Below are 21,842 nucleotides of genomic sequence, written 5' to 3' on the forward strand. Positions count from 1 at the left end.
CCATAGATGCAAGAAGGGGAGGAAATTCATTTATGATGATTACAAAAAAGTGGGTAACCCTGTTCTGCCTGTCCCTGTTATTGTTCGCTACAGCCTGTTCTGGAGGGGCCACCGATACACCATCTTCTTCTGGAGAAGCAAGTGGAAGTGAAGGAGATTCATCAGGCAAGATTGAACTGCGCATGACCTGGTGGGGATCACAGACCAGACATGATTTGACGACCAAAGTCATTCAATTATTTGAAGAGAAACATCCGGGAATCACCATTAAACCTGAATACTCCGGTTGGGATGGTTATTTTGACAAATTGACTACACAGGTAGCCGGTTCGAATGCACCAGATATCATCCAGATGGATTACGCATTTCTGACTGACTTTGCCCGGCGTGGGGCCTTGCTTGACCTGACCCCGTTTGCAGAGAGCAAAGAGCTGCGGACAGAGGACCATGATCAGAGCATGATTACAGCCGGATCAATTGACGATAAATTATATGCAATTACCCTCGGAGTAAACGCACCAGGTGTCATATATGACGCAACTGTATTTCAGGAATTAGGTATTGAAGAACCGCAAGAGAGCTGGACATGGAAGGATTTTGGGGATATTGCAACCAAGATTGCCGCAGCCAAAGGTGAGGGGTTCTATGGATCTGCAGACATTTCCGGTACAACGAACATGTTTGAAGTGTTTATCCGACAATCCGGGAAAGGATTGTTCGACGGTGGCACAATGACCGCTACCAGCGAGGAGCTTCAGCAATGGTTCGATATGTGGGGCGCACTACGCGAGAATGGTGGAGTGACCACAGCGGAGATAACGGCATCCACAACCAATGCGCTGGAGACACGCCCAATCTCGCTGGGTACAGCTGCCATGGATTTTGCCTGGTCCAATCAATTGCTGACATTCCAGCAGGTGAACAAAAACCAGGATCATAAGCTTGGCATACAAGTACTCCCGCATGGTGTTAACGAGCAGCAAATTGGCGAATACCTGAAACCAGGCCAGTTCCTCTCCGGTTATGGCAAAACCAAACATCCGAAGGAAGTTGCCATGTTCATTGATTTCATGGTCAATGATCCGGAAGCAACCGCTATCCTTGGTTCTGAACGTGGTGTGCCGGTTAACTCCAGCATTCGTGAGCAGATGCAGCCAACGCTGCCGGAAGCGGAGCAAGTCATTTTCCAATTTATCGATACCGTATCGAAGCACTCCAGTGAGATTGATCCACCATACCCGCAAGGATTTGCTGAAGTGGACACAAGTTTCAAGAGCGCAAGCGAGCAGATCGCTTTCGGTCAAGGCAATACGCCAGATGTCATTGCCCAGTTTATTGAAGGAGCCAAGGCTACACTTGGATCAAGTCAATAACGGTTGGAACGGTCTCAGACTTCTAATTCTGCGGGGAGGTTGCGAAGATGACGACATCACAGGTCAGTCAAGCCCGAATCGAGCGTGTAGCTACCCGGCGGGTCAAACGGAGATATGCGCATAATGGAGCCGCGCTTCTGTTCCTCGCCCCATGGCTTGTCGGATTGTTATTTCTCACCTTGGGTCCGATGTTGGTATCGTTATACATCTCATTCACCGATTACAGTATCCTGGCCGCCCCTTCCTGGGTCGGTCTGGATAACTACACCACAATGTTTACATCCGATAAACTGTTTACCCAGTCGCTCAAAGTCACCTTCACGTATGTCGCTGTATCGGTACCGGTCAAGTTGATCTTTGCGTTGCTGGTAGCCATGTTGCTCAACAAAGGGATTCGAGGATTAGGTATTTATCGGACAGTGTATTACATCCCAACATTGCTTGGAGGTAGCGTGGCGATTGCAATGTTGTGGCGTAAAATGCTGGGTGGGGACGGGCTACTCAATAGTGTGCTTGCCATGGTGGGCATTAAGGCGCCCGATTGGGTGGCTAATCCGAAGTATGCCCTGTACTCCATCGTCCTGTTATCCGTATGGCAGTTTGGATCATCCATGATTATTTTCCTGGCAGGTTTGAAGCAGATTCCACCTGAATATGATGAAGCCTCAGCGGTAGATGGTGCAGGTCCTCTGCGGAGATTCTTCTATATAACGTTGCCGATTCTGTCACCCGTTATCTTCTTCAATCTCGTCATGCAACTGATTACGTCTTTTCAATCATTCACACAGGCTTTTGTTATCAGTAATGGTAGCGGAGGACCAGTGAACTCAACCTTAATGTACTCTCTGTATCTGTACAAAAAAGGATTCTCATTCTTTCAGATGGGTTATGCTTCCGCGATGGCCTGGGTGCTGGTTATCCTGATTGGCGTATTTACATTGCTCGTATTCCGCAGTAGCAAGCTGTGGGTGCACTATGAGGATGGTGGGAAATCATGATTGGACAACGGAACTCTACAGCATGGGTCGTCAGCAAACATGTGTTAATCTCAGGCATCGCCTTTGTCATGCTCTACCCGATCCTCTGGATGCTGGGCAGTTCATTCAAACCGGGACATATGATCTTTACGGAGACCTGGTTTTGGCCACAAGAATGGAATTGGCAAAATTATATGAATGGCTGGTCGGGTATTCAGGGCAATCCGTTCTCCCGCTTCCTGACCAACTCTGTCATCCTGTCGCTTGGTGCCGTGCTGGGCAATGTCATTTCCTGCTCAATGGCGGCATATGCCTTCGCCCGACTGAATTTTCGTTTCAAAGCCATCTGCTTTGGCCTGATGCTCATGACGATCATGCTTCCCCATCATGTGACGCTGATCCCGCAGTATATCCTTTTTAACCACCTGGAGTGGGTGAATACGTATCTGCCACTTGTCGTGCCAAAATGGTTGGCGACCGACGCCTTCTTCATTTTCCTCATGGTACAGTTCTTCCGGGGATTGCCCAAAGAGCTGGATGAAGCGGCAACTATTGATGGATGCGGTCCTGTGAAAATATACACCAAAATCATCATTCCACTGGCTTTCCCAGCATTGGTGACCACGATGATCTTTACGTTCTTGTGGACATGGGATGACTTCTTCAGTCAGTTGATCTACTTGAGTGATGTGAGCAAATACACCGTGCCGCTGGGTCTGCGTTTGTTCCTTGATTCCAGTTCTCAATCTGATTGGGGTCCGATGTTTGCCATGTCGGTGTTATCGCTGGTGCCATGTTTTATCGTATTTATCGTGTGTCAAAAGTACTTCGTGGAAGGAATCGCCACCTCTGGGCTCAAAGGGTAATTCCAAGACGAAACGAGTTGATTTTTCCATGGGGAAAGGAAGATGGTCTTCATTCATTAATCAAAAGCTGCAACAAAGCAAGCTCTCCACGTTGATGGTGACTTGCTTTATTGCGTTTAACCTGTTGCTTGTCTCGGTTGTTGTCTGGCTGGCATATCAGTCTTTCTCTGCGGTCACATTTGCCGAGATTAGCAAAGCACGTCTGGCTCTTCTGAACGAAAGCACACGTCGGGGATTTGATTTTATCACAGGGGTAACCGGAACTGCCTACGGTTTGGCAAGCAATCGGGAACTGTCCAATCTGCTCGAAAAGGCCGATACGGGCAGGCTTTCACAGATTCACCAGCGGAGAGAGGTCTCTCGAATCCTGGATCATACCATGGTTGTGAGTGAAGGCATCACCTCCATTGAATTGTATACGGATGTCTTTAATGAAGTGACAGTCACTATGGCTGATCACATATTTCCGGTGGACACCATTACACACGACTCTTGGTTTACTACGCTGGAAAAGGCTGATGCAGCTTGGGTTCCGTTGCGTGAGAACGAATCGGGCCAATCCCTGGTCGGATACGCTCAGCGGATTTTTGATAGTCGTGGCGGAACGGTTGCCTATGTGCTCATTCGACTGAGCAGAGCGGACATCGTACGCAGGTTTGCCGATGTACCCATGGTGCTTGATGGAAAAGTGCTGTTGGTCGATACGGCTGGTAATGTCGTAATGCAGATGGGGAGAGTTGATCCAGCAGGGCAGAATGGACGAGCGGATAGAAGAAATGAAGCGAGTACAATTCAAGAAACGGTTGAAGCTGTAAATTCATCTTCTTCTATTATAGATAGCGCATGGATTCAGGAACATGTCCAACCAGGTGAAGACGGATACGAAGTAGTTTCCGGCCAACCCGGAGGTGCTCAATTGGTGCTGTACTCCAGGCCAGCTATGCTTCAGTGGCGCCTCGTACAGACTATTCCGGTATATACACTGTTATCTCCGCTCAGACAAGCGGGCTGGCAGATCCTCGGCATCGCGGTGCTGGGACTATTATGCTCAGCTGTGCTTGCGTACCTGTTTGTAAGGCAGATCATCCGCCCACTGCGACAATTGATCAAGCGAATGAGACAACTGGAGAAAGGGGACTTCGATACCCGGGTGCAGCTTTCGTTTACGGAGGAATATGCCCACTTGGCTTATGGCTTTAATCACATGGCTTCACAGCTCACAACGCTGATGGAACAGGTGAAGGAGGAGAGCCGGGCCAAGCGTGAAGCCCAGACGGGCTTGCTTGAGGCCCAGATCAAACCCCATTTTCTATACAACACCCTCGACATGATCCACTGGCGTGCACTCGATTACGAAGCCAAGGATATCAGTCGCATGATTGTGCAGCTCAGTAAGCTGTTACGGATCGGACTGAGTGGAGGGAGATTGTTTATTCGGGTTCGAGATGAGTTGGAGCATGCCCGTTGCTACGTGAACATACAGGCAGAGCGGCTACCGTTCTCCATTCAATATCAGGAGCAGATTGATCCGCGTATTCGCGGTTGTTATATTCCCAAAATCATTTTGCAGCCCTTTATCGAAAATGCAGTTATGCACGGGCACCCTGAAGAAGGTACACTTCGAATTCAGGTGCATATGCACGAAGTGGAAGGCCCGTATGAGGATATCGTCATTCGTATCATGGATAATGGGCGGGGGTTGCCGGAGGGGTGGAAACTCGAAGAAACGTGTGGCATCGGTGTACGGAATGTACATCAGCGCATTCAGTTATATTGCGGGAAGAGGTATGGCGTTCAACTGGGCGATAGAGAGTCAGGTGGCGTGGAAGTGACCATTACGCTGCCGCGTATTGAGACCGACGAGCAATTAAATCTATGGCTGGACGGTGAAAAATGATGAAGACCATTATGCTTGTTGATGACGATCCTCATATTGTAAAGGCATTAACAGATCATATCGATTGGCCTTCTCTGGGCCTTAGCATTGCAGGCACTGCTTCCAATGGCTTGGATGCACTGGAGCTGTTTCACAGCATGCATCCAGATGTCGTTATGACTGACGTCTATCTACCGGGGATGACCGGGCTTGAGATCACACAGACGTTGCGACGTGACCATCCCCACCTGCCGATCATCATTCTTAGTGGATATGACGAATTCGAGAACGCCCGGGCAGCCATGCGCTGGGGTGTGAATCACTTTTTGCTGAAGCCGGCGGAGGTTGAGGAGATTGAGTCTGTGCTGCGGGAGGTGCTACTGGAACAAGATGTGCGGGAGCGGCATGAGCGGCTGGAGCGGACGTACAAGCAGGAGGTTGGACGGGTGCTTCCGTATTTGCGCAAACAATTCCTTCACGAACTGCTGACTACGCGATATCGGGCAGACGAACTGCCTAAAGAACGCATGGACTATATAGGCATTCATATGTCCTCACAGACACGCGCCATTAGTCTGCAACTGAATCGCCCCGTATTTTTGACACGGATGAAAGAACGGGATTGGCAGCTTCTCCGCTATGGGGCGGCTGATATTATTCAGGAGACGGTGAAGGAGCAAGCAGCGCGCATGAATGGTCAGGTAGAGATCGTTGATTATTCGGATCAGGTATTTGTGTTGCTTCTATTAGGAGATAAAGATCATCTGGAGGAATGTCTGCCACTTGTGGAGCGGATGATCGATCAGATCTTTACGTATCTGAAAATTGAAGTGAGTGCTGGAATCGGGAGATCCAAGAGTCACCCCTGTGAGGTGATAGATTCTTATCTCGAGAGCAGGGAAGCGGTGGAAACAGCAGAGTTTCAAGGTGGAAGTCGTATCTACCACTATGAAGCGTCCGAGGATACAGAACCAAGTGTGACCGATTATTCAGTATTGCTTCGTCAATGGAATGAGGCTTGGGCAGATATTAGACCTGATCTGGCGGAAGAGGTATGGCATCATATTTGCCTTTTGCTGAAAGAGGGCAACTGTGTTGGCATACAGGATGTACAGGTGGTGGCCGTCAGTCTGTTTGACACGTTGATTCATAGCTGGAACCGACTTCACCCGATGTTACCCCCGCCGCTGACGATGAGTGATTTTTTGCGTGAAATTCAATCGAAATATGCGTTGCATGATCTGGTAAGCTGGATGGATCGTATTATCTGCAACTGGCTGGAACAGATCCGCAAGGAGATGGGCGAGAAGAAAAGCAATAAACTTATCGAGCAGGTGAAACAGTATGTGGAGCTTCATTACGCCGAAGAGATTAGTTTTGAAGCGATAGCCAAGGGATTATTTGTACATCCGAAGTATCTGAGTCAACTGTTCAAAAGGGTGACCGGTGAGAATTTTGTGAGTTATTTGAACGGGTACCGAATTCAGAGAGCGTTGGAACTGTTGCAGTCGGGACATTACATGGTATATGAGGTGAGCGAGATGACGGGGTTCCGTAATGCGACGTATTTCAGCCAAGTGTTCAAAATGCTTACGGGCAAGAGTCCGTCTGAGGTGGGGTAGAGCGATACAGGTACAGTATTTTAAATAAAGTGGAAGAGGCGGAATGGTTCTTATGATTATCAATCAGCAGGAATATAACATTAAAGGTTTATCTTACTCCATTAGATCGGCAGAGGAAAAAGATGCTGAGGCCTTGTCTTCACTTCGTGTACAAATGGACGGGGAAACCGAGAACATGGATCGTGAAGAGGGCGAGGCGTATATCGACGCAGCAGAGTTTAGTCGGGTCATCCATTCGGACACTGAGAAGTCACGGAATCTGTTCCTTGTTGCAGTAGTGGCGGGCGAGATTGTGGGGTACTCCCGATGTGAAGGCAGAGAGTTGAAGCGCTTTTGCCATAAGGTTGAGTTCGGCGTGTGTGTAACCAGACAGTTCTGGGGACATGGAATTGGCAAGAACTTGCTGGAGAAGTCGATAGAATGGGCAGACCAGACTGGTGTAGAGAAGATGACGTTGAACGTGCTGGCATCCAACGATAAGGCAATCGAGCTATATCAAAAGTGCGGCTTTGGGATCGAAGGCATTTTGAAAAAGGATCGGCGACACGCGGATGGACAGTATCACGACACGATAGTGATGGGCAGGTTCAAAGACTAATAGTATAAAAAGTGAAAAGCACAATCTATATAAAGCCCACAGGCTATGGAGTTCATTTATTAGATTTGATACCGACAGAATAGATAGCAGCGTTATTGAGTAGAGGTATTATGTTTCTTATTTTATAGAACGAATGTAATGATGTTGAATAGGTCTGTTCACAACCTATATTGAGACAGGTTAGACTGGTGAGTGTATATAGGATATAGTAAGAGGATATTGCCATTGGAAAAAGAGATTATGAAGAGATTGAATCAAATATATAGTTAGTTTGCTGATGGGATATTTTACAAGTAGTAATTGTATTGTGTATATGATATATTCTACTTCCGGCCAAAAAAACACGAGAAACAAAGTGCCGCAGGCAAAACAAATAAGCTTCGAAAGAAACTTAAAAAAAGAGCTTGCTAAGTTGGATCGGAAGTGTTATGATATAAAAGTTGCTGAGGAGAACAACGCTCGGTAACAAAACAAGTTTGATCTTTGAAAACTGAACAACGAGTGAGTAAACATTCTGCTTGCAGAATGAACGCGAAAGTTGGAAACAAGCCTTGGCTTGGATCCACTGGAGCACAAATGAGATTTTTAATCTCGTCAGATTCAAAATGAGCTTATCGCTCTTTTCAATACTTTATTGGAGAGTTTGATCCTGGCTCAGGACGAACGCTGGCGGCATGCCTAATACATGCAAGTCGAGCGGACTTGATGAGAAGCTTGCTTCTCTGATGGTTAGCGGCGGACGGGTGAGTAACACGTAGGCAACCTGCCCTCAAGTTTGGGACAACTACCGGAAACGGTAGCTAATACCGAATAGTTGTTTTCTTCGCCTGAAGGAAACTGGAAAGACGGAGCAATCTGTCACTTGGGGATGGGCCTGCGGCGCATTAGCTAGTTGGTGGGGTAACGGCTCACCAAGGCGACGATGCGTAGCCGACCTGAGAGGGTGATCGGCCACACTGGGACTGAGACACGGCCCAGACTCCTACGGGAGGCAGCAGTAGGGAATCTTCCGCAATGGGCGAAAGCCTGACGGAGCAATGCCGCGTGAGTGATGAAGGTTTTCGGATCGTAAAGCTCTGTTGCCAGGGAAGAACGCTTGGGAGAGTAACTGCTCTCAAGGTGACGGTACCTGAGAAGAAAGCCCCGGCTAACTACGTGCCAGCAGCCGCGGTAATACGTAGGGGGCAAGCGTTGTCCGGAATTATTGGGCGTAAAGCGCGCGCAGGCGGTCATTTAAGTCTGGTGTTTAATCCCGGGGCTCAACCCCGGATCGCACTGGAAACTGGGTGACTTGAGTGCAGAAGAGGAGAGTGGAATTCCACGTGTAGCGGTGAAATGCGTAGATATGTGGAGGAACACCAGTGGCGAAGGCGACTCTCTGGGCTGTAACTGACGCTGAGGCGCGAAAGCGTGGGGAGCAAACAGGATTAGATACCCTGGTAGTCCACGCCGTAAACGATGAGTGCTAGGTGTTAGGGGTTTCGATACCCTTGGTGCCGAAGTTAACACATTAAGCACTCCGCCTGGGGAGTACGGTCGCAAGACTGAAACTCAAAGGAATTGACGGGGACCCGCACAAGCAGTGGAGTATGTGGTTTAATTCGAAGCAACGCGAAGAACCTTACCAGGTCTTGACATCCCTCTGACCGGTACAGAGATGTACCTTTCCTTCGGGACAGAGGAGACAGGTGGTGCATGGTTGTCGTCAGCTCGTGTCGTGAGATGTTGGGTTAAGTCCCGCAACGAGCGCAACCCTTATATTTAGTTGCCAGCACTTCGGGTGGGCACTCTAGATAGACTGCCGGTGACAAACCGGAGGAAGGTGGGGATGACGTCAAATCATCATGCCCCTTATGACCTGGGCTACACACGTACTACAATGGCCGGTACAACGGGCTGCGAAATCGCGAGATGGAGCCAATCCCAACAAAGCCGGTCTCAGTTCGGATTGCAGGCTGCAACTCGCCTGCATGAAGTCGGAATTGCTAGTAATCGCGGATCAGCATGCCGCGGTGAATACGTTCCCGGGTCTTGTACACACCGCCCGTCACACCACGAGAGTTTATAACACCCGAAGTCGGTGGGGTAACCGCAAGGAGCCAGCCGCCGAAGGTGGGATAGATGATTGGGGTGAAGTCGTAACAAGGTAGCCGTATCGGAAGGTGCGGCTGGATCACCTCCTTTCTATGGAGAATCGTTTCCTGCAACGGAAACATTCAAATACGCAGCTTAGCTGCACAAACTACTCACTCGTTGCTCAGTTTTGAGAGCTCAAACTCTCAAACAGCTTGCTTTTGCATGGAGCTTGTTCTTTGAAAACTAGATATCGAAACGAAACAAACGCGAATTAGAACATTCCTTTAAGCTGATCTTGTGTAAACAAGTGAAGTGTTTTTATAAGGTAGATTGCACGTACGATGGTATCGAGTGGGAGCGACTTTTGGCTTTGCGCAAGCAAAACAAGGGAAGCGAGCAGTCGAAACCGGAGCACGAGGTTAAGCTACTAAGAGCACACGGAGGATGCCTAGGCGCTAGGAGCCGATGAAGGACGTGGCGAACAACGAAACTGCCTCGGGGAGCTGTAAGCAAGCTTTGATCCGGGGGTGTCCGAATGGGGAAACCCAGCTGGGGTAATTTCCAGTTACTCACAACTGAATACATAGGTTGTGTAGAGGCATACCAGGGGAACTGAAACATCTAAGTACCCTGAGGAAGAGAAAACAATAGTGATTCCGTCAGTAGCGGCGAGCGAACGCGGAGAAGCCCAAACCAGAGAGCTTGCTCTTTGGGGTTGTGGGACGTCTCACATGGAGTTACAAAGGAACCGGTTAAGTGAAGAGGTCTGGAAAGGCCCGCCAAAGAAGGTAAAAGCCCTGTAGTTGAAAGTCTGTTCCCTCCGAGACGGATCCCGAGTAGTGCGGGGCACGTGAAACCCCGTATGAATCCGGCAGGACCATCTGCCAAGGCTAAATACTTCCTAGCGACCGATAGTGAAGCAGTACCGTGAGGGAAAGGTGAAAAGCACCCCGGAAGGGGAGTGAAATAGAACCTGAAACCGTGTGCTTACAAAAAGTCAGAGCCCGTTTTAGGGGTGATGGCGTGCCTTTTGTAGAATGAACCGGCGAGTTACGTTCCCGTGCAAGGTTAAGGTGAAGAGCCGGAGCCGCAGCGAAAGCGAGTCTGAATAGGGCGAATGAGTACGTGGACGTAGACCCGAAACCGGGTGATCTACCCCTGTCCAGGGTGAAGGTGCGGTAACACGCACTGGAGGCCCGAACCCACGCATGTTGAAAAATGCGGGGATGAGGTGGGGGTAGCGGAGAAATTCCAATCGAACTCGGAGATAGCTGGTTCTCCCCGAAATAGCTTTAGGGCTAGCCTCGGAAACTAGAGTCGTGGAGGTAGAGCACTGATTGGGTGCGGGGCCCGCAAGGGTTACCAAGCTCAGTCAAACTCCGAATGCCATAGACTTACTTCCGGGAGTCAGACAGTGAGTGCTAAGATCCATTGTCAAAAGGGAAACAGCCCAGACCATCAGCTAAGGTCCCCAAGTGTGTGTTAAGTGGGAAAGGATGTGGAGTTGCACAGACAACCAGGATGTTGGCTTAGAAGCAGCCACCATTGAAAGAGTGCGTAATAGCTCACTGGTCGAGTGACTCTGCGCCGAAAATGTAACGGGGCTAAACACACCACCGAAGCTATGGCTTGATGCTTTGCATCAGGGGTAGGGGAGCGTTGTATAAGGGTTGAAGGTGTACCGTAAGGAGCGCTGGACATTATACAAGTGAGAATGCCGGTATGAGTAACGAAAAGATCAGTGAGAATCTGATCCGCCGAAAGCCTAAGGGTTCCTGAGGAAGGCTCGTCCGCTCAGGGTAAGTCGGGACCTAAGGCGAGGCCGAAAGGCGTAGTCGAAGGACAACAGGTCGAAATTCCTGTACCACCGTAAGCCGTTATGAGCAATGGGGGGACGCAGTAGGGTAGTGACGCGGACTGATGGATGTCCGTCTAAGCAGTAAGGCTGATGTGTAGGCAAATCCGCACATTGTAAGGCTGAGCTGTGATGGGGAGCGAAAATTGTAGTAGCGAAGGTCATGATCTCACACTGCCAAGAAAAGCCTCTAGCCAGGTGATGGTGCCCGTACCGCAAACCGACACAGGTAGGCGAGAAGAGTATTCTAAGGCGCGCGGAAGAACTCTCGTTAAGGAACTCGGCAAAATGACCCCGTAACTTCGGGAGAAGGGGTGCCCCGGTAGTGTGAATAGCACGAGGGGGCCGCAGTGAAAAGGCCCAAGCGACTGTTTAGCAAAAACACAGGTCTGTGCGAAGCCGTAAGGCGAAGTATACGGGCTGACGCCTGCCCGGTGCTGGAAGGTTAAGGGGAGTGGTTAGGGAGTAATCCCGAAGCTGTGAACCGAAGCCCCAGTAAACGGCGGCCGTAACTATAACGGTCCTAAGGTAGCGAAATTCCTTGTCAGGTAAATTCTGACCCGCACGAATGGCGTAACGACTTGGGCGCTGTCTCAACGAGAGATCCGGTGAAATTTTAATACCTGTGAAGATGCAGGTTACCCGCGACAAGACGGAAAGACCCCATGGAGCTTTACTGCAGCTTGATATTGAATTTGGGTACGATCTGTACAGGATAGGTGGGAGCCTTTGAAGTGGGAGCGCAAGCTTCCATGGAGGCAACGTTGGGATACCACCCTGATCGTATCTAGGTTCTAACCTGGTACCGTAATCCGGTGCGGGGACAGTGTCAGGTGGGCAGTTTGACTGGGGCGGTCGCCTCCTAAAGAGTAACGGAGGCGCCCAAAGGTTCCCTCAGAATGGTTGGAAATCATTCGAAGAGTGCAAAGGCATAAGGGAGCTTGACTGCGAGACCTACAAGTCGAGCAGGGACGAAAGTCGGGCTTAGTGATCCGGTGGTACCGCATGGAAGGGCCATCGCTCAACGGATAAAAGCTACCCTGGGGATAACAGGCTTATCTCCCCCAAGAGTCCACATCGACGGGGAGGTTTGGCACCTCGATGTCGGCTCATCGCATCCTGGGGCTGAAGTAGGTCCCAAGGGTTGGGCTGTTCGCCCATTAAAGCGGTACGCGAGCTGGGTTCAGAACGTCGTGAGACAGTTCGGTCCCTATCTGTCGTGGGCGTAGGAAATTTGAGAGGAGCTGTCCTTAGTACGAGAGGACCGGGATGGACGTACCGCTGGTGTACCAGTTGTTCCGCCAGGAGCACCGCTGGGTAGCTATGTACGGACGGGATAAACGCTGAAAGCATCTAAGCGTGAAGCCCCCCTCAAGATGAGATTTCCCAGTATGTAAGACCCCTTGAAGACGACGAGGTAGATAGGCTGGGGGTGGAAGTGCAGCAATGCATGGAGCTGACCAGTACTAATCGGTCGAGGGCTTATCCAATAGCAAGTGATAATTCGCGTGTTTCGTTTCGAATCTAGTTTTCAGAGAACAACACTCTGAAATGTAAGCTACGCGTTTGGTGGCGATGGCGGAGGGGTTCCACACGTACCCATCCCGAACACGACCGTTAAGCCCTCTAGCGCCGATGGTACTTGGACCGCAGGGTCCTGGGAGAGTAGGACGCCGCCAAGCGAAACCCCATTGGGGTATTTTTTTTCGAAAATTGATAAGGGCCCTTAGCTCAGTTGGTTAGAGCGCACCTCTGATAAGGGTGAGGCCGGTGGTTCGAGTCCACCAGGGCCCATAGCAAGACCACAACAAAGAAATACACCAGAGTATGGGGCCATAGCTCAGCTGGGAGAGCGCCTGCCTTGCAAGCAGGAGGTCAGCGGTTCGATCCCGCTTGGCTCCACCATTCCCTGATAGCTCAGTTGGTAGAGCACTCGACTGTTAATCGAGTTGTCACAGGTTCGAGCCCTGTTCGGGGAGCCAGTAAGGCCCGTTGGTCAAGGGGTTAAGACACCTCCCTTTCACGGAGGTAACAGGGGTTCGAATCCCCTACGGGTCATAGCAATACCTATTGCTTCAACAAGGGATGAGAATCCCAAAGGTTCGTCGGAGGATGTACTTCGTTAGCAACAGCTTCGCAGTCTCGAACGAAGTGAGAGTATCCCCTACGGGTCATAAAATGGAGGCTTAGCTCAGCTGGGAGAGCATCTGCCTTACAAGCAGAGGGTCGGGGGTTCGATCCCCTCAGCCTCCACCATATAACTTTATAACGACGCGGGGTGGAGCAGCCCGGTAGCTCGTCGGGCTCATAACCCGAAGGCCGCAGGTTCAAATCCTGCCCCCGCAATTACACTTTCCTTGAGAAAGTGATCTGGAACCGTGGTGTAGTTGGCCTAACATGCCTGCCTGTCACGCAGGAGATCGCGGGTTCGAATCCCGTCGGTTCCGCCATTTTTATTCTAGTAAGGCTCGGTAGCTCAGTCGGTAGAGCAGAGGACTGAAAATCCTCGTGTCGGCGGTTCGATTCCGTCCCGAGCCACCATTTATAACACAATGTAATACGCCGGTGTAGCTCAACTGGTAGAGCAACTGACTTGTAATCAGTAGGTTGGGGGTTCAAGTCCTCTCGCCGGCACCATGTAATCCTGGAGGATTAGCGAAGTGGCCAAACGCATCAGACTGTAAATCTGCTCCCGTACGGGTTCGGTGGTTCGAATCCATCATCCTCCACCAGTTTTTCTATGAGTCATTAGCTCAGTTGGTAGAGCACCTGACTTTTAATCAGGGTGTCGAAGGTTCGAGCCCTTCATGACTCACCATTATATGCGCGTGTGGCGGAATTGGCAGACGCACTAGACTTAGGATCTAGCGTCTTTGACGTGGGGGTTCAAGTCCCTCCACGCGCATCCCTTATTTGCGGAAGTGGCTCAGCGGTAGAGCATCGCCTTGCCAAGGCGAGGGTCGCGGGTTCGATTCCCGTCTTCCGCTCCAATATTTTGCGCCCTTAGCTCAGCTGGATAGAGCGTTTGACTACGAATCAAAAGGCCGGGAGTTCGAATCTCTCAGGGCGCGCCATTATAACTTCATATTTTGCCGGCGTGGCGGAATGGCAGACGCGCTCGACTCAAAATCGAGTGGGAAACCGTGGAGGTTCGAGTCCTCTCGCCGGTATAGATAACGGGATGTAGCTCAGCTTGGTAGAGCACCTGGTTTGGGACCAGGGGGTCGCATGTTCAAATCGTGTCATCCCGATTGTTGTTATGCGGGTGTAGTTCAATGGTAGAACTTTAGCCTTCCAAGCTAATAGCGTGGGTTCGATTCCCATCACCCGCTTAAATATTTAAAAGAAAGAGATGGTACTAACCGTCTCTTTCTTTTTTTGCGTTCACAGGTTTATTGGCAATTTAGTGCGTGGTGCTCTCAGAGAGTATATGGCTCTTTATCATGTATCAGAATGTATCCCACGTTTGCATAAATTTCCCCACCTTTAAATTTGTCCTTGATAATTGTGGACGCTGTTCAAGTGAAACAGGTCTAACGCATCTTATAAGGCCTGGATATAAGCTTCTTCATCACATTTTATAAAAACGCTTACAAAAATAGCTTGCGTAAATCATTAACCTGTAATACCATATCAATTAAGCGCTTAACCTTTAGGGGGAAGGCGCTTAAACTTAACGTAGATTAAGCGCTTAACCCGTAAAGGAAAGGAAGGCGATCAATTCATGAATACAATTCGACTAACGATGGCCCAGGCACTGCTTCGATACCTGGATCAGCAATATATCTCGGTTGACGGGGTGGAAACCAAGTTTGTGAAGGGAATCATCGGTATTTTTGGACATGGCAATGTAACAGGCATTGGAGAAGCGCTGGAGCGCAGTCCGGGAAGCCTGACGTATATGCAAGGCAAGAACGAACAAGGTATGGTGCATACGGCAGCCGCCTATGCCAAGCAGAAGAACCGCAGACAGATCTATGCATGCACTACATCCATTGGACCTGGTGCTTTGAATATGATTACAGCAGCGGCTACTGCAACGGTGAACCGGATTCCGGTTTTATTGCTTCCAGGAGATAACTTTGCTACACGGGAACCAGACCCGGTACTGCAGCAGTTGGAAGTGAGCAGTGATTATACAATCTCAGCCACTGATCCATTCAAAGCCGTCAGTAAATACTGGGATCGTATCGTTCGTCCTGAACAGTTGATGATTGCTGCTACACAGGCCATGCGTGTGCTTACCGACCCGGCAGAGACGGGAGCAGTAACGCTCGCATTGCCGCAGGATGTGCAGGCAGAAGCGTACGATTACCCTGAATCGTTCTTTGCCCGCAAAGTACATTATCTGGACCGTCGCCCTCCGGTACAGGCAGCCATTGAACGGGCCACGGAGCAGATTGCTCGTGGTAGCAAGCCGCTGCTCGTTGCAGGCGGCGGTGTGTTGTACTCTGAGGCGTCCGCCCAACTCGTGGAGTTCGCCGAGGCATTTGGTATTCCGATCGCCGAGACGCAGGCGGGCAAGAGCGCAGTTTCTTGGGACCACCCACTGAATGTGGGGGCCATCGGGGTTACAGGTTCTCTAGCAGCCAACAGGCTGGCGAGAGAAGCGGATGTGGTTATCGGCGTCGGTACTCGTTTCTCCGATTTTACGACGGCGTCCCGCTCTGCTTTTCAACATCCGGAAGCTTCATTCATCAACATTAACCTGAACGGCATGGATGCCGCCAAGTTAGGCGGGGAAGCCATTCTGGCAGATGCTCGCGAAGGATTGCAGGCTTTGCAGAAGGAATTGCAGCAAAGACAATACCGCAGTGCATATGGTTCATCTGAAATCGCTGATCTCCGCGCTGAGTGGAATGCAGAAGTGGATCGGCTGTATGCAGCTCAACATGAAGCAGGGCTGGCACAGACTACAGCAGTCGGCATAGTTAATCGGACGATTGATCCTTCCTCCGTTATTGTGTGTGCGGCAGGCAGTCTGCCAGGAGACCTGCATCGTCTGTGGCGTGCGGCTGAACCAAAGACGTATCACATGGAGTATGGATTCTCCTGTATGGGGTACGAGGTAAGTGGAGCGTTCGGAGCAGCACTTGCCGAGCCGGATCGTGAAGTGTACGCCATGGTCGGTGATGGCAGTTATCTGATGCTGCATTCGGAGTTTGTGACCAGTTTGCAGGAACAGAAGAAGATGACCGTTCTCTTATTCAACAACAATGGATTCCAGTGCATTCATAATTTACAGCGGGAACATGGTAGTGACGGGTTCGGCAATGAGTTCCGTTATCGGGAATCTGAGAGTGGACGACTGACCGGGGATTACATGCCAATGGACTTTGCTGCACACGCACGAAGCATGGGAGCCAAATCCTATAGAGCGGAGACGGCAGAACAGCTGGAACAGGCACTCCGAGATGCGAAGAATGAAACGGTGAGTACATTGATTGAGATTCCGGTCGTGCCTGGAACCAACGCAGGTGGATACGAGTCATGGTGGAATGTGGGTGTACCTGAGGTATCTGCCGAAGAGAAGGTAGTTCATGCTCATCACACCATGCAAGCCAACCGTGCTAAAGCAAGACCTATTTAATCCGATTTAATAGAGCATTCCTTCTAAAAAATGTAGCTATATTGGACTCCTCACGGTATAAGTTCGGTGGGACGTATTTATCTATATATTGAAACTAAAAGCACGGCATTCCAAGTGAACCATAATGTTGAACGACAAAGGAGACGTGGAGCAATGAGCAAGCTGCCATTCCAGCTTGGGATTCATCCGATCAATTGGGTCGGTGAAGATGTGAAGGAGCATGGTGATGCGACAACATGTGCGCAGATTCTGGATGACATTCAGCGTCTTGGGCTGACAGGTACAGAGATGGGACGTAAATATCCAACTGATCCTGCTATATTGCGTGAGGAATTGAGTAAAAGGAATATCAAGCTGGTCTCCCAGTGGAAATCGGTGCTGTTCTCCGATCCGGCGTATCGTCAGTCGGAGCTGGACAGTTATCGCAGACATGCAGAATTTCTGCAATCCATGGGCAGTAAGGTGATCAGTACGGCGGAGGTAGGCGGGTCACTTCATTTTGATCCAAGACGGACACCGAATGAAAAAGAAGTACTTAGACTCAACGAATCTGAATGGCATATTCTCGCTGAAGGGTTGAACGAAGCTGGAGCTATTGCCCGCGAACATGGGTTGAAGCTTACGTACCATCATCATGGAGGCACAGTGGTAGAGCAACCGGATGAGATTGATCGACTGATGGAGCTGACAGACCCTTCTCTCGTGTATCTGCTCTATGATACTGGTCATGCCTATTATGGCGGAGCCAATCCACTTGAACTGTTGCGCAAACATTATGATCGGATCGCCTATATCCATCTGAAAGACATTCGCCCTCATGTGCTAGATGAAGCACGCGCGGAGCAGTCTGATTTTGTCGGATGTATTCGTAGAGGCGTGTTCACTGTACCAGGAGATGGATGCATTGATTTTGCACCAATTCTGCAAGAACTGATCACACGAGGGTACGATGGCTGGGCGATGCTTGAAGGAGAGCAGGACCCTGCGATTCATAACCCGTATGAGTATGCCAAGCGATCTTTGAACTATATGGAATCGTTATACCAACACAGCTGAATCGTTCAGTATTGCAGCGGTCAGAGGCCACACCCATGAAGTGAAAAAGGAAGAAGGCCAGCAAGAGTATAACGTTACGATTGGAAAATAAAACTGACTTACTCTAGACGTTTACGAGTCCTTACGATGGAATGAGTAACTAGTCTAGATATCCATATACAACATGTAAAATCCCACCACAGAAAGGGGCTCACATGCAATGACTTACGTATCCTTTCCCGTATCCAGGAAGAAGGATTTCACCGCGATTGGCCGCTTGTGCATCGATTTGAACGCCAATGAGATCAATCGCCCGATGGAAGAGACGATGACATTCACGAAGTATGTTGGCGGCTCTCCGGCCAATATTACGATTGGCATGTCCAGACTGGGTATGGAGACAGCTTTCATCGGCAAAATCGCGGGCGACCAGATGGGCAGATTCATCCAGAGTTATTTGGAGAAGAACGGCATCGACACATCAAATGTAGTTACAGATGACACCGGAGCGGTGACAGGGCTTGCTTTTACCGAAATCAAAAGCCCAACGGATTGCAGTATCCTGATGTACCGAGACAACGTAGCGGATCTGTTACTACAGGCGCAAGAGGTACAAGAGCAGTTGATTGCTGACTCCAAAGTGCTGCTAATCTCAGGCACAGCCCTCGCGCAGAGCCCATCCCGTGAAGCCGTATTACAGGCACTAACGTATGCGAAAAAACATGGCACAGTTATTGTGTTTGATCTGGACTATCGCCCATACACTTGGACATCGGACGAAGAGACAGCGGTCTATTATAACCTCGCAGCCGAGAAATGCGATATCATCCTGGGCACACGTGAAGAGTTCGACATGATGGAGACATTCGACCACAATCCGGATCATAGCGATCAGGTAACTGCACAGAAATGGTTTGATTTCTCAGCAAATATTGTAGTAATCAAACACGGCAAGGAAGGCTCCATTGCTTATACACGCGAAGGGCTTTCTCACCGTGCGGACAGCTATCCGGCAAAAGTGGTCAAAACGTTTGGTGCAGGCGACTCCTATGCGGCCGGGTTCCTGTATGGATTGATGCAGGGCTGGACGATTGAGCGCAGCATGGCGTATGGCAGTGGCGCAGCAAGTATCGTCATTTCGAGCCACAGTTGTTCGGATGCGATGCCAACGGTGGAACAGGTGAATGACTACATTGAACGTTGCAATCGGGGCGAAATCACCGTGTCTTAAAGCTCGTTGCAATACTTTGAATAACACACTCATACAGATCAACATCAATGATATAAGTTGAACATACGGGATCACACATAAGTGAAGGGAGACAGGGCTATGGGAAAAGGAATTTCTGAAGCGTCTGCAACAGCGACAATGGTACAAAACTGGATCGGAGGTGCCTGGGTAACCCCAGTGGCAACTCGTACGGAGCCGGTTGTGAATCCGGCTACAGAAGAGGTTATTGCACATGTGCCACTCTCCGAACAAGCGGACGTGGATCTGGCGGTTCAGACAGCACGAGAAGCGTTCAAATCATGGAGCAGCACACCGGTTCCACGCCGTGCACGTATTCTGTTCCGCTACCAGCAGCTGCTGGTTGAACATTGGGAAGAGCTCGCCCGCCTGGTAACGCTGGAGAACGGTAAAAGTTACGCCGAAGCGTATGGCGAGGTATTGCGTGGTATTGAGTGCGTCGAATTCGCGGCAGGTGCCCCGAACCTGATGATGGGCAAACAACTGCCTGACATCGCGACAGGACTGGAGTCGGGCATGTACCGCTACCCAATCGGCGTAATTGGGGGGATTACCCCATTCAACTTCCCGATGATGGTGCCGTGCTGGATGTTCCCACTGGCTATTGCGTGTGGTAACACGTTTGTTCTGAAGCCGTCCGAGCGTACACCGCTTCTGGCAGGCCGCCTGGCAGAGCTGTTCAAGGAAGCAGGGCTTCCGGATGGCGTGCTCAATATCGTACACGGTGCACATGATGTCGTGAACGGGTTGCTGGAACATAAGGATGTTCAAGCGATCTCCTTTGTCGGATCACAACCTGTGGCTGAATACGTCTACACCACTGCATCCAAGCATGGCAAACGGGTACAGGCACTGGCTGGCGCCAAAAACCACTCCATCGTTATGCCGGACGCCGATCTGGATTTTACCGTGAAAGAGATTACCAGTGCAGCCTTTGGCTCAGCAGGGGAACGTTGCATGGCATGTTCGGTTGTTGTGGCTGTGGGCGATGTGGCTGACGAACTGGTACAAAAGCTGGTGGAAGCAGCAGACCGCATTACCATTGGTAACGGTATGGATGAGGGCGTGTTCCTCGGTCCTGTCATCCGTGGACCACATAAAGAACGCACACTCAGTTACATTGAATCCGGAGAGCAGGAAGGCGCGGCATTGATCCGGGATGGACGTAAGGATCAGGCGACAGGTGAACCCGGTTATTTTGTAGGGCCAACGGTATTCGACCAAGTTGATAGCAATATGAAAATCTGGCAGGATGAGATCTTTGCTCCAGTACTCTCGGTGGCAAGAGTGTCTACGCTGGAGGAAGCCGTTGAGCTGGCGAACCGTTCCGACTTCGCCAACGGGGCGTGTCTGTTCACCCGCAGCGGAGCGAGTATGCGTCAATTCCGGGAGACGATTGATGCGGGCATGTTGGGTATTAACTTGGGCGTACCTGCACCAATGGCATTTTTCCCGTTTTCCGGTTGGAAAAAGTCCTTCTATGGTGATCTGCATGCCAATGGCACGGATGGTGTTGAATTCTACACTCGCAAAAAGATGGTAACGGCGCGTTGGTAACAACCAGAGTATAACTCGGGCTAAGGGGAATGCCCAGCCCATATGGACGCACATAGGGAGGATAACGGAATGGGCAAGGACAAAGTGAGAATTGGCATCATCGGTGCTGGACGGATCGGCAAAATTCATGCAGACAATCTCCTGCGCAACCCGCATGCCGAGATTGTGGGAATCAGTGACTTGTTTGCAGGTCCTGATTTGGAGGCTTGGGCCTCCAGTCGTGGCATCCCTGTTGTAACGACGGACAGCAGCGAGTTGATCTCGATGCCTAATGTAGACGCGGTGCTGATCTGTTCTTCAACTGATACACATGTGCCGCTGATTGAACAGGCCGCTCAGGCGGGCAAACACATCTTCTGCGAGAAGCCGGTTAGCATGGATCTATCACAGACCCAAGCAGCTGTATCAGCGGTTCAGAAGGCTGGTGTGAAGCTGCAAATTGGATTTAACCGTCGCTTTGATCACAACTTCAGACGGATACGTGCACATGTGCAGGATGGTACGATTGGTGATCCGCATATTATCAAAATTACGTCTCGCGACCCGAGTCCACCGCCTGCGGAGTATATCCGGGTATCTGGCGGGATCTTCATGGACATGATGATCCACGATTTTGACATGGCCCGTTATCTGTCCGGGAGTGAAGTGGAAGAAGTGTACGCTCAGGGCAATGTGCTGATCAATCCGGTTTTTGCGGAACATGGTGACGTGGATACAGCGATTGTAACGATGACTTTTGCCAATGGAGCGATTGGGGTTATTGATAACAGCCGTCAGGCTGTATACGGGTATGACCAGCGTGTTGAAGTATTTGGCTCAATGGGCAGCGCCGCAGCGGCGAATGATCATCCGAATACGGCTGAGATCAGTACAGCGGCCGGGCTCATGCGCGACAAACCGTTACACTTTTTCCTGGAACGCTACAATGAAGCGTATGTACAGGAGACAGCTCTCTTTATCGATGCAATCCTCCATGATACACCAGTTATCGTAGATGGCCACGATGCAGTACAGGCAGAAAGAATTGCGCTGGCAGCAAAAATGTCCATGGAGCGGGGAAGACCTGTGAAGCTGAGTGAAGTCCCTGGGGTATCACTGGAATCGCAAACGGCAACGCCATAGTGGATGATTAAAGCCACTTTTTCTAATAGAGGGCATGAATAGTCCA

At 50.3% G+C, this 21,842-nt stretch carries 11 protein-coding genes, 17 tRNA genes and 3 rRNA genes; all 31 read left to right on the top strand.

Going from position 1 to position 21,842, the window contains the following annotated elements; all coding sequences use genetic code 11:
- The first annotated feature begins 32 nt into the window (after positions 1-32).
- Complete coding sequence (locus QNO02_RS01340; RefSeq protein WP_289390878.1) at positions 33-1,373, top strand: ABC transporter substrate-binding protein; 1,341 nt, start codon at positions 33-35, stop codon at positions 1,371-1,373.
- 47 nt (positions 1,374-1,420) lie between these two features.
- Positions 1,421-2,371: a carbohydrate ABC transporter permease gene (locus QNO02_RS01345; RefSeq protein ID WP_206105824.1), complete on the top strand. Its 951-nt coding sequence runs from the start codon at positions 1,421-1,423 to the stop codon at positions 2,369-2,371.
- Positions 2,368-3,216 carry a carbohydrate ABC transporter permease gene (locus QNO02_RS01350; protein ID WP_036616400.1) on the top strand — a complete coding sequence of 283 codons (849 nt, stop codon included), beginning with the start codon at positions 2,368-2,370 and terminating at the stop codon, positions 3,214-3,216. The genes QNO02_RS01345 and QNO02_RS01350 overlap by 4 nt, the downstream gene beginning before the upstream one ends.
- Before the next feature lie 28 nt (positions 3,217-3,244).
- Positions 3,245-5,113, top strand: a complete 1,869-nt coding sequence (locus QNO02_RS01355) for a sensor histidine kinase (protein WP_289390879.1) — start codon at positions 3,245-3,247, stop codon at positions 5,111-5,113.
- Entirely contained in the window at positions 5,110-6,714 is a 1,605-nt protein-coding gene (locus QNO02_RS01360; RefSeq protein WP_289390880.1) for a response regulator, read from the top strand. Before QNO02_RS01355 ends, QNO02_RS01360 begins: the two co-directional genes overlap by 4 nt.
- A 52-nt stretch (positions 6,715-6,766) precedes the next feature.
- On the top strand, positions 6,767-7,312 hold the full coding sequence (locus QNO02_RS01365; protein ID WP_289390881.1) for a GNAT family N-acetyltransferase: 546 nt from the start codon (positions 6,767-6,769) through the stop codon (positions 7,310-7,312).
- Between the two features lie 631 nt (positions 7,313-7,943).
- Positions 7,944-9,496 (top strand): 16S ribosomal RNA (locus tag QNO02_RS01370).
- A 309-nt stretch (positions 9,497-9,805) separates the two neighbouring features.
- Positions 9,806-12,733 (top strand): 23S ribosomal RNA (locus tag QNO02_RS01375).
- A 75-nt stretch (positions 12,734-12,808) separates the two neighbouring features.
- Positions 12,809-12,925 (top strand): 5S ribosomal RNA (gene rrf, locus QNO02_RS01380).
- Together the 16S, 23S and 5S rRNA genes with 17 tRNA genes alongside form the textbook arrangement of a ribosomal RNA operon.
- A gap of 38 nt (positions 12,926-12,963) precedes the next feature.
- Positions 12,964-13,037 (top strand) — tRNA-Ile (locus QNO02_RS01385).
- 35 nt (positions 13,038-13,072) lie between these two features.
- Positions 13,073-13,148 (top strand) — tRNA-Ala (locus QNO02_RS01390).
- A 1-nt stretch (position 13,149) separates the two neighbouring features.
- Positions 13,150-13,225 (top strand) — tRNA-Asn (locus tag QNO02_RS01395).
- 4 nt (positions 13,226-13,229) lie between these two features.
- A tRNA-Glu gene (locus tag QNO02_RS01400) sits at positions 13,230-13,301 on the top strand.
- A gap of 122 nt (positions 13,302-13,423) precedes the next feature.
- Positions 13,424-13,499 (top strand) — tRNA-Val (locus tag QNO02_RS01405).
- A gap of 16 nt (positions 13,500-13,515) precedes the next feature.
- A tRNA-Met gene (locus QNO02_RS01410) sits at positions 13,516-13,589 on the top strand.
- A gap of 26 nt (positions 13,590-13,615) precedes the next feature.
- A tRNA-Asp gene (locus QNO02_RS01415) sits at positions 13,616-13,693 on the top strand.
- 15 nt (positions 13,694-13,708) lie between these two features.
- A tRNA-Phe gene (locus tag QNO02_RS01420) sits at positions 13,709-13,784 on the top strand.
- Between the two features lie 20 nt (positions 13,785-13,804).
- A tRNA-Thr gene (locus QNO02_RS01425) sits at positions 13,805-13,880 on the top strand.
- A 9-nt stretch (positions 13,881-13,889) separates the two neighbouring features.
- Positions 13,890-13,975: transfer RNA gene (locus QNO02_RS01430), tRNA-Tyr, on the top strand.
- A 10-nt stretch (positions 13,976-13,985) separates the two neighbouring features.
- Positions 13,986-14,061 (top strand) — tRNA-Lys (locus QNO02_RS01435).
- Between the two features lie 6 nt (positions 14,062-14,067).
- A tRNA-Leu gene (locus QNO02_RS01440) sits at positions 14,068-14,148 on the top strand.
- Between the two features lie 10 nt (positions 14,149-14,158).
- Positions 14,159-14,233 (top strand) — tRNA-Gly (locus tag QNO02_RS01445).
- 7 nt (positions 14,234-14,240) lie between these two features.
- Positions 14,241-14,317 (top strand) — tRNA-Arg (locus tag QNO02_RS01450).
- Between the two features lie 17 nt (positions 14,318-14,334).
- Positions 14,335-14,413, top strand: a tRNA-Leu gene (locus QNO02_RS01455).
- Positions 14,414-14,420: 7 nt separating this feature from the next.
- Positions 14,421-14,494, top strand: a tRNA-Pro gene (locus QNO02_RS01460).
- A gap of 10 nt (positions 14,495-14,504) precedes the next feature.
- Positions 14,505-14,575, top strand: a tRNA-Gly gene (locus tag QNO02_RS01465).
- Between the two features lie 392 nt (positions 14,576-14,967).
- Entirely contained in the window at positions 14,968-16,833 is a 1,866-nt protein-coding gene (gene iolD, locus QNO02_RS01470) for a 3D-(3,5/4)-trihydroxycyclohexane-1,2-dione acylhydrolase (decyclizing) (RefSeq protein ID WP_289390882.1), read from the top strand.
- Positions 16,834-16,986: 153 nt separating this feature from the next.
- On the top strand, positions 16,987-17,889 hold the full coding sequence (iolE, locus tag QNO02_RS01475) for a myo-inosose-2 dehydratase (RefSeq protein ID WP_289390883.1): 903 nt from the start codon (positions 16,987-16,989) through the stop codon (positions 17,887-17,889).
- Between the two features lie 199 nt (positions 17,890-18,088).
- Complete coding sequence (gene iolC / locus QNO02_RS01480) at positions 18,089-19,099, top strand: 5-dehydro-2-deoxygluconokinase (RefSeq protein ID WP_047841171.1); 1,011 nt, start codon at positions 18,089-18,091, stop codon at positions 19,097-19,099.
- A 99-nt stretch (positions 19,100-19,198) separates the two neighbouring features.
- On the top strand, positions 19,199-20,674 hold the full coding sequence (locus QNO02_RS01485; protein WP_289390884.1) for a CoA-acylating methylmalonate-semialdehyde dehydrogenase: 1,476 nt from the start codon (positions 19,199-19,201) through the stop codon (positions 20,672-20,674).
- Between the two features lie 69 nt (positions 20,675-20,743).
- Positions 20,744-21,796, top strand: a complete 1,053-nt coding sequence (iolG, locus tag QNO02_RS01490; RefSeq protein WP_289390885.1) for an inositol 2-dehydrogenase — start codon at positions 20,744-20,746, stop codon at positions 21,794-21,796.
- The last annotated feature ends 46 nt before the right edge of the window (positions 21,797-21,842 follow it).

Source organism: Paenibacillus sp. PK1-4R (assembly GCF_030369595.1).
Lineage (GTDB): Bacteria > Bacillota > Bacilli > Paenibacillales > Paenibacillaceae > Paenibacillus.

Bases quoted from the DNA above. Each gene is read 5' to 3' on its own strand.
- QNO02_RS01355 (WP_289390879.1), top strand. From the start codon at position 3,245: ATGGGGAAAGGAAGATGGTCTTCATTCATTAATCAAAAGCTGCAACAA.
- iolE (WP_289390883.1), top strand. From the start codon at position 16,987: ATGAGCAAGCTGCCATTCCAGCTTGGGATTCATCCGATCAATTGGGTC.
- QNO02_RS01365 (WP_289390881.1), top strand. From the start codon at position 6,767: ATGATTATCAATCAGCAGGAATATAACATTAAAGGTTTATCTTACTCC.
- iolG (WP_289390885.1), top strand. From the start codon at position 20,744: ATGGGCAAGGACAAAGTGAGAATTGGCATCATCGGTGCTGGACGGATC.
- QNO02_RS01340 (WP_289390878.1), top strand. From the start codon at position 33: ATGATGATTACAAAAAAGTGGGTAACCCTGTTCTGCCTGTCCCTGTTA.
- iolC (WP_047841171.1), top strand. From the start codon at position 18,089: ATGACTTACGTATCCTTTCCCGTATCCAGGAAGAAGGATTTCACCGCG.
- QNO02_RS01350 (WP_036616400.1), top strand. From the start codon at position 2,368: ATGATTGGACAACGGAACTCTACAGCATGGGTCGTCAGCAAACATGTG.
- QNO02_RS01485 (WP_289390884.1), top strand. From the start codon at position 19,199: ATGGGAAAAGGAATTTCTGAAGCGTCTGCAACAGCGACAATGGTACAA.
- iolD (WP_289390882.1), top strand. From the start codon at position 14,968: ATGAATACAATTCGACTAACGATGGCCCAGGCACTGCTTCGATACCTG.
- QNO02_RS01345 (WP_206105824.1), top strand. From the start codon at position 1,421: ATGACGACATCACAGGTCAGTCAAGCCCGAATCGAGCGTGTAGCTACC.
- QNO02_RS01360 (WP_289390880.1), top strand. From the start codon at position 5,110: ATGATGAAGACCATTATGCTTGTTGATGACGATCCTCATATTGTAAAG.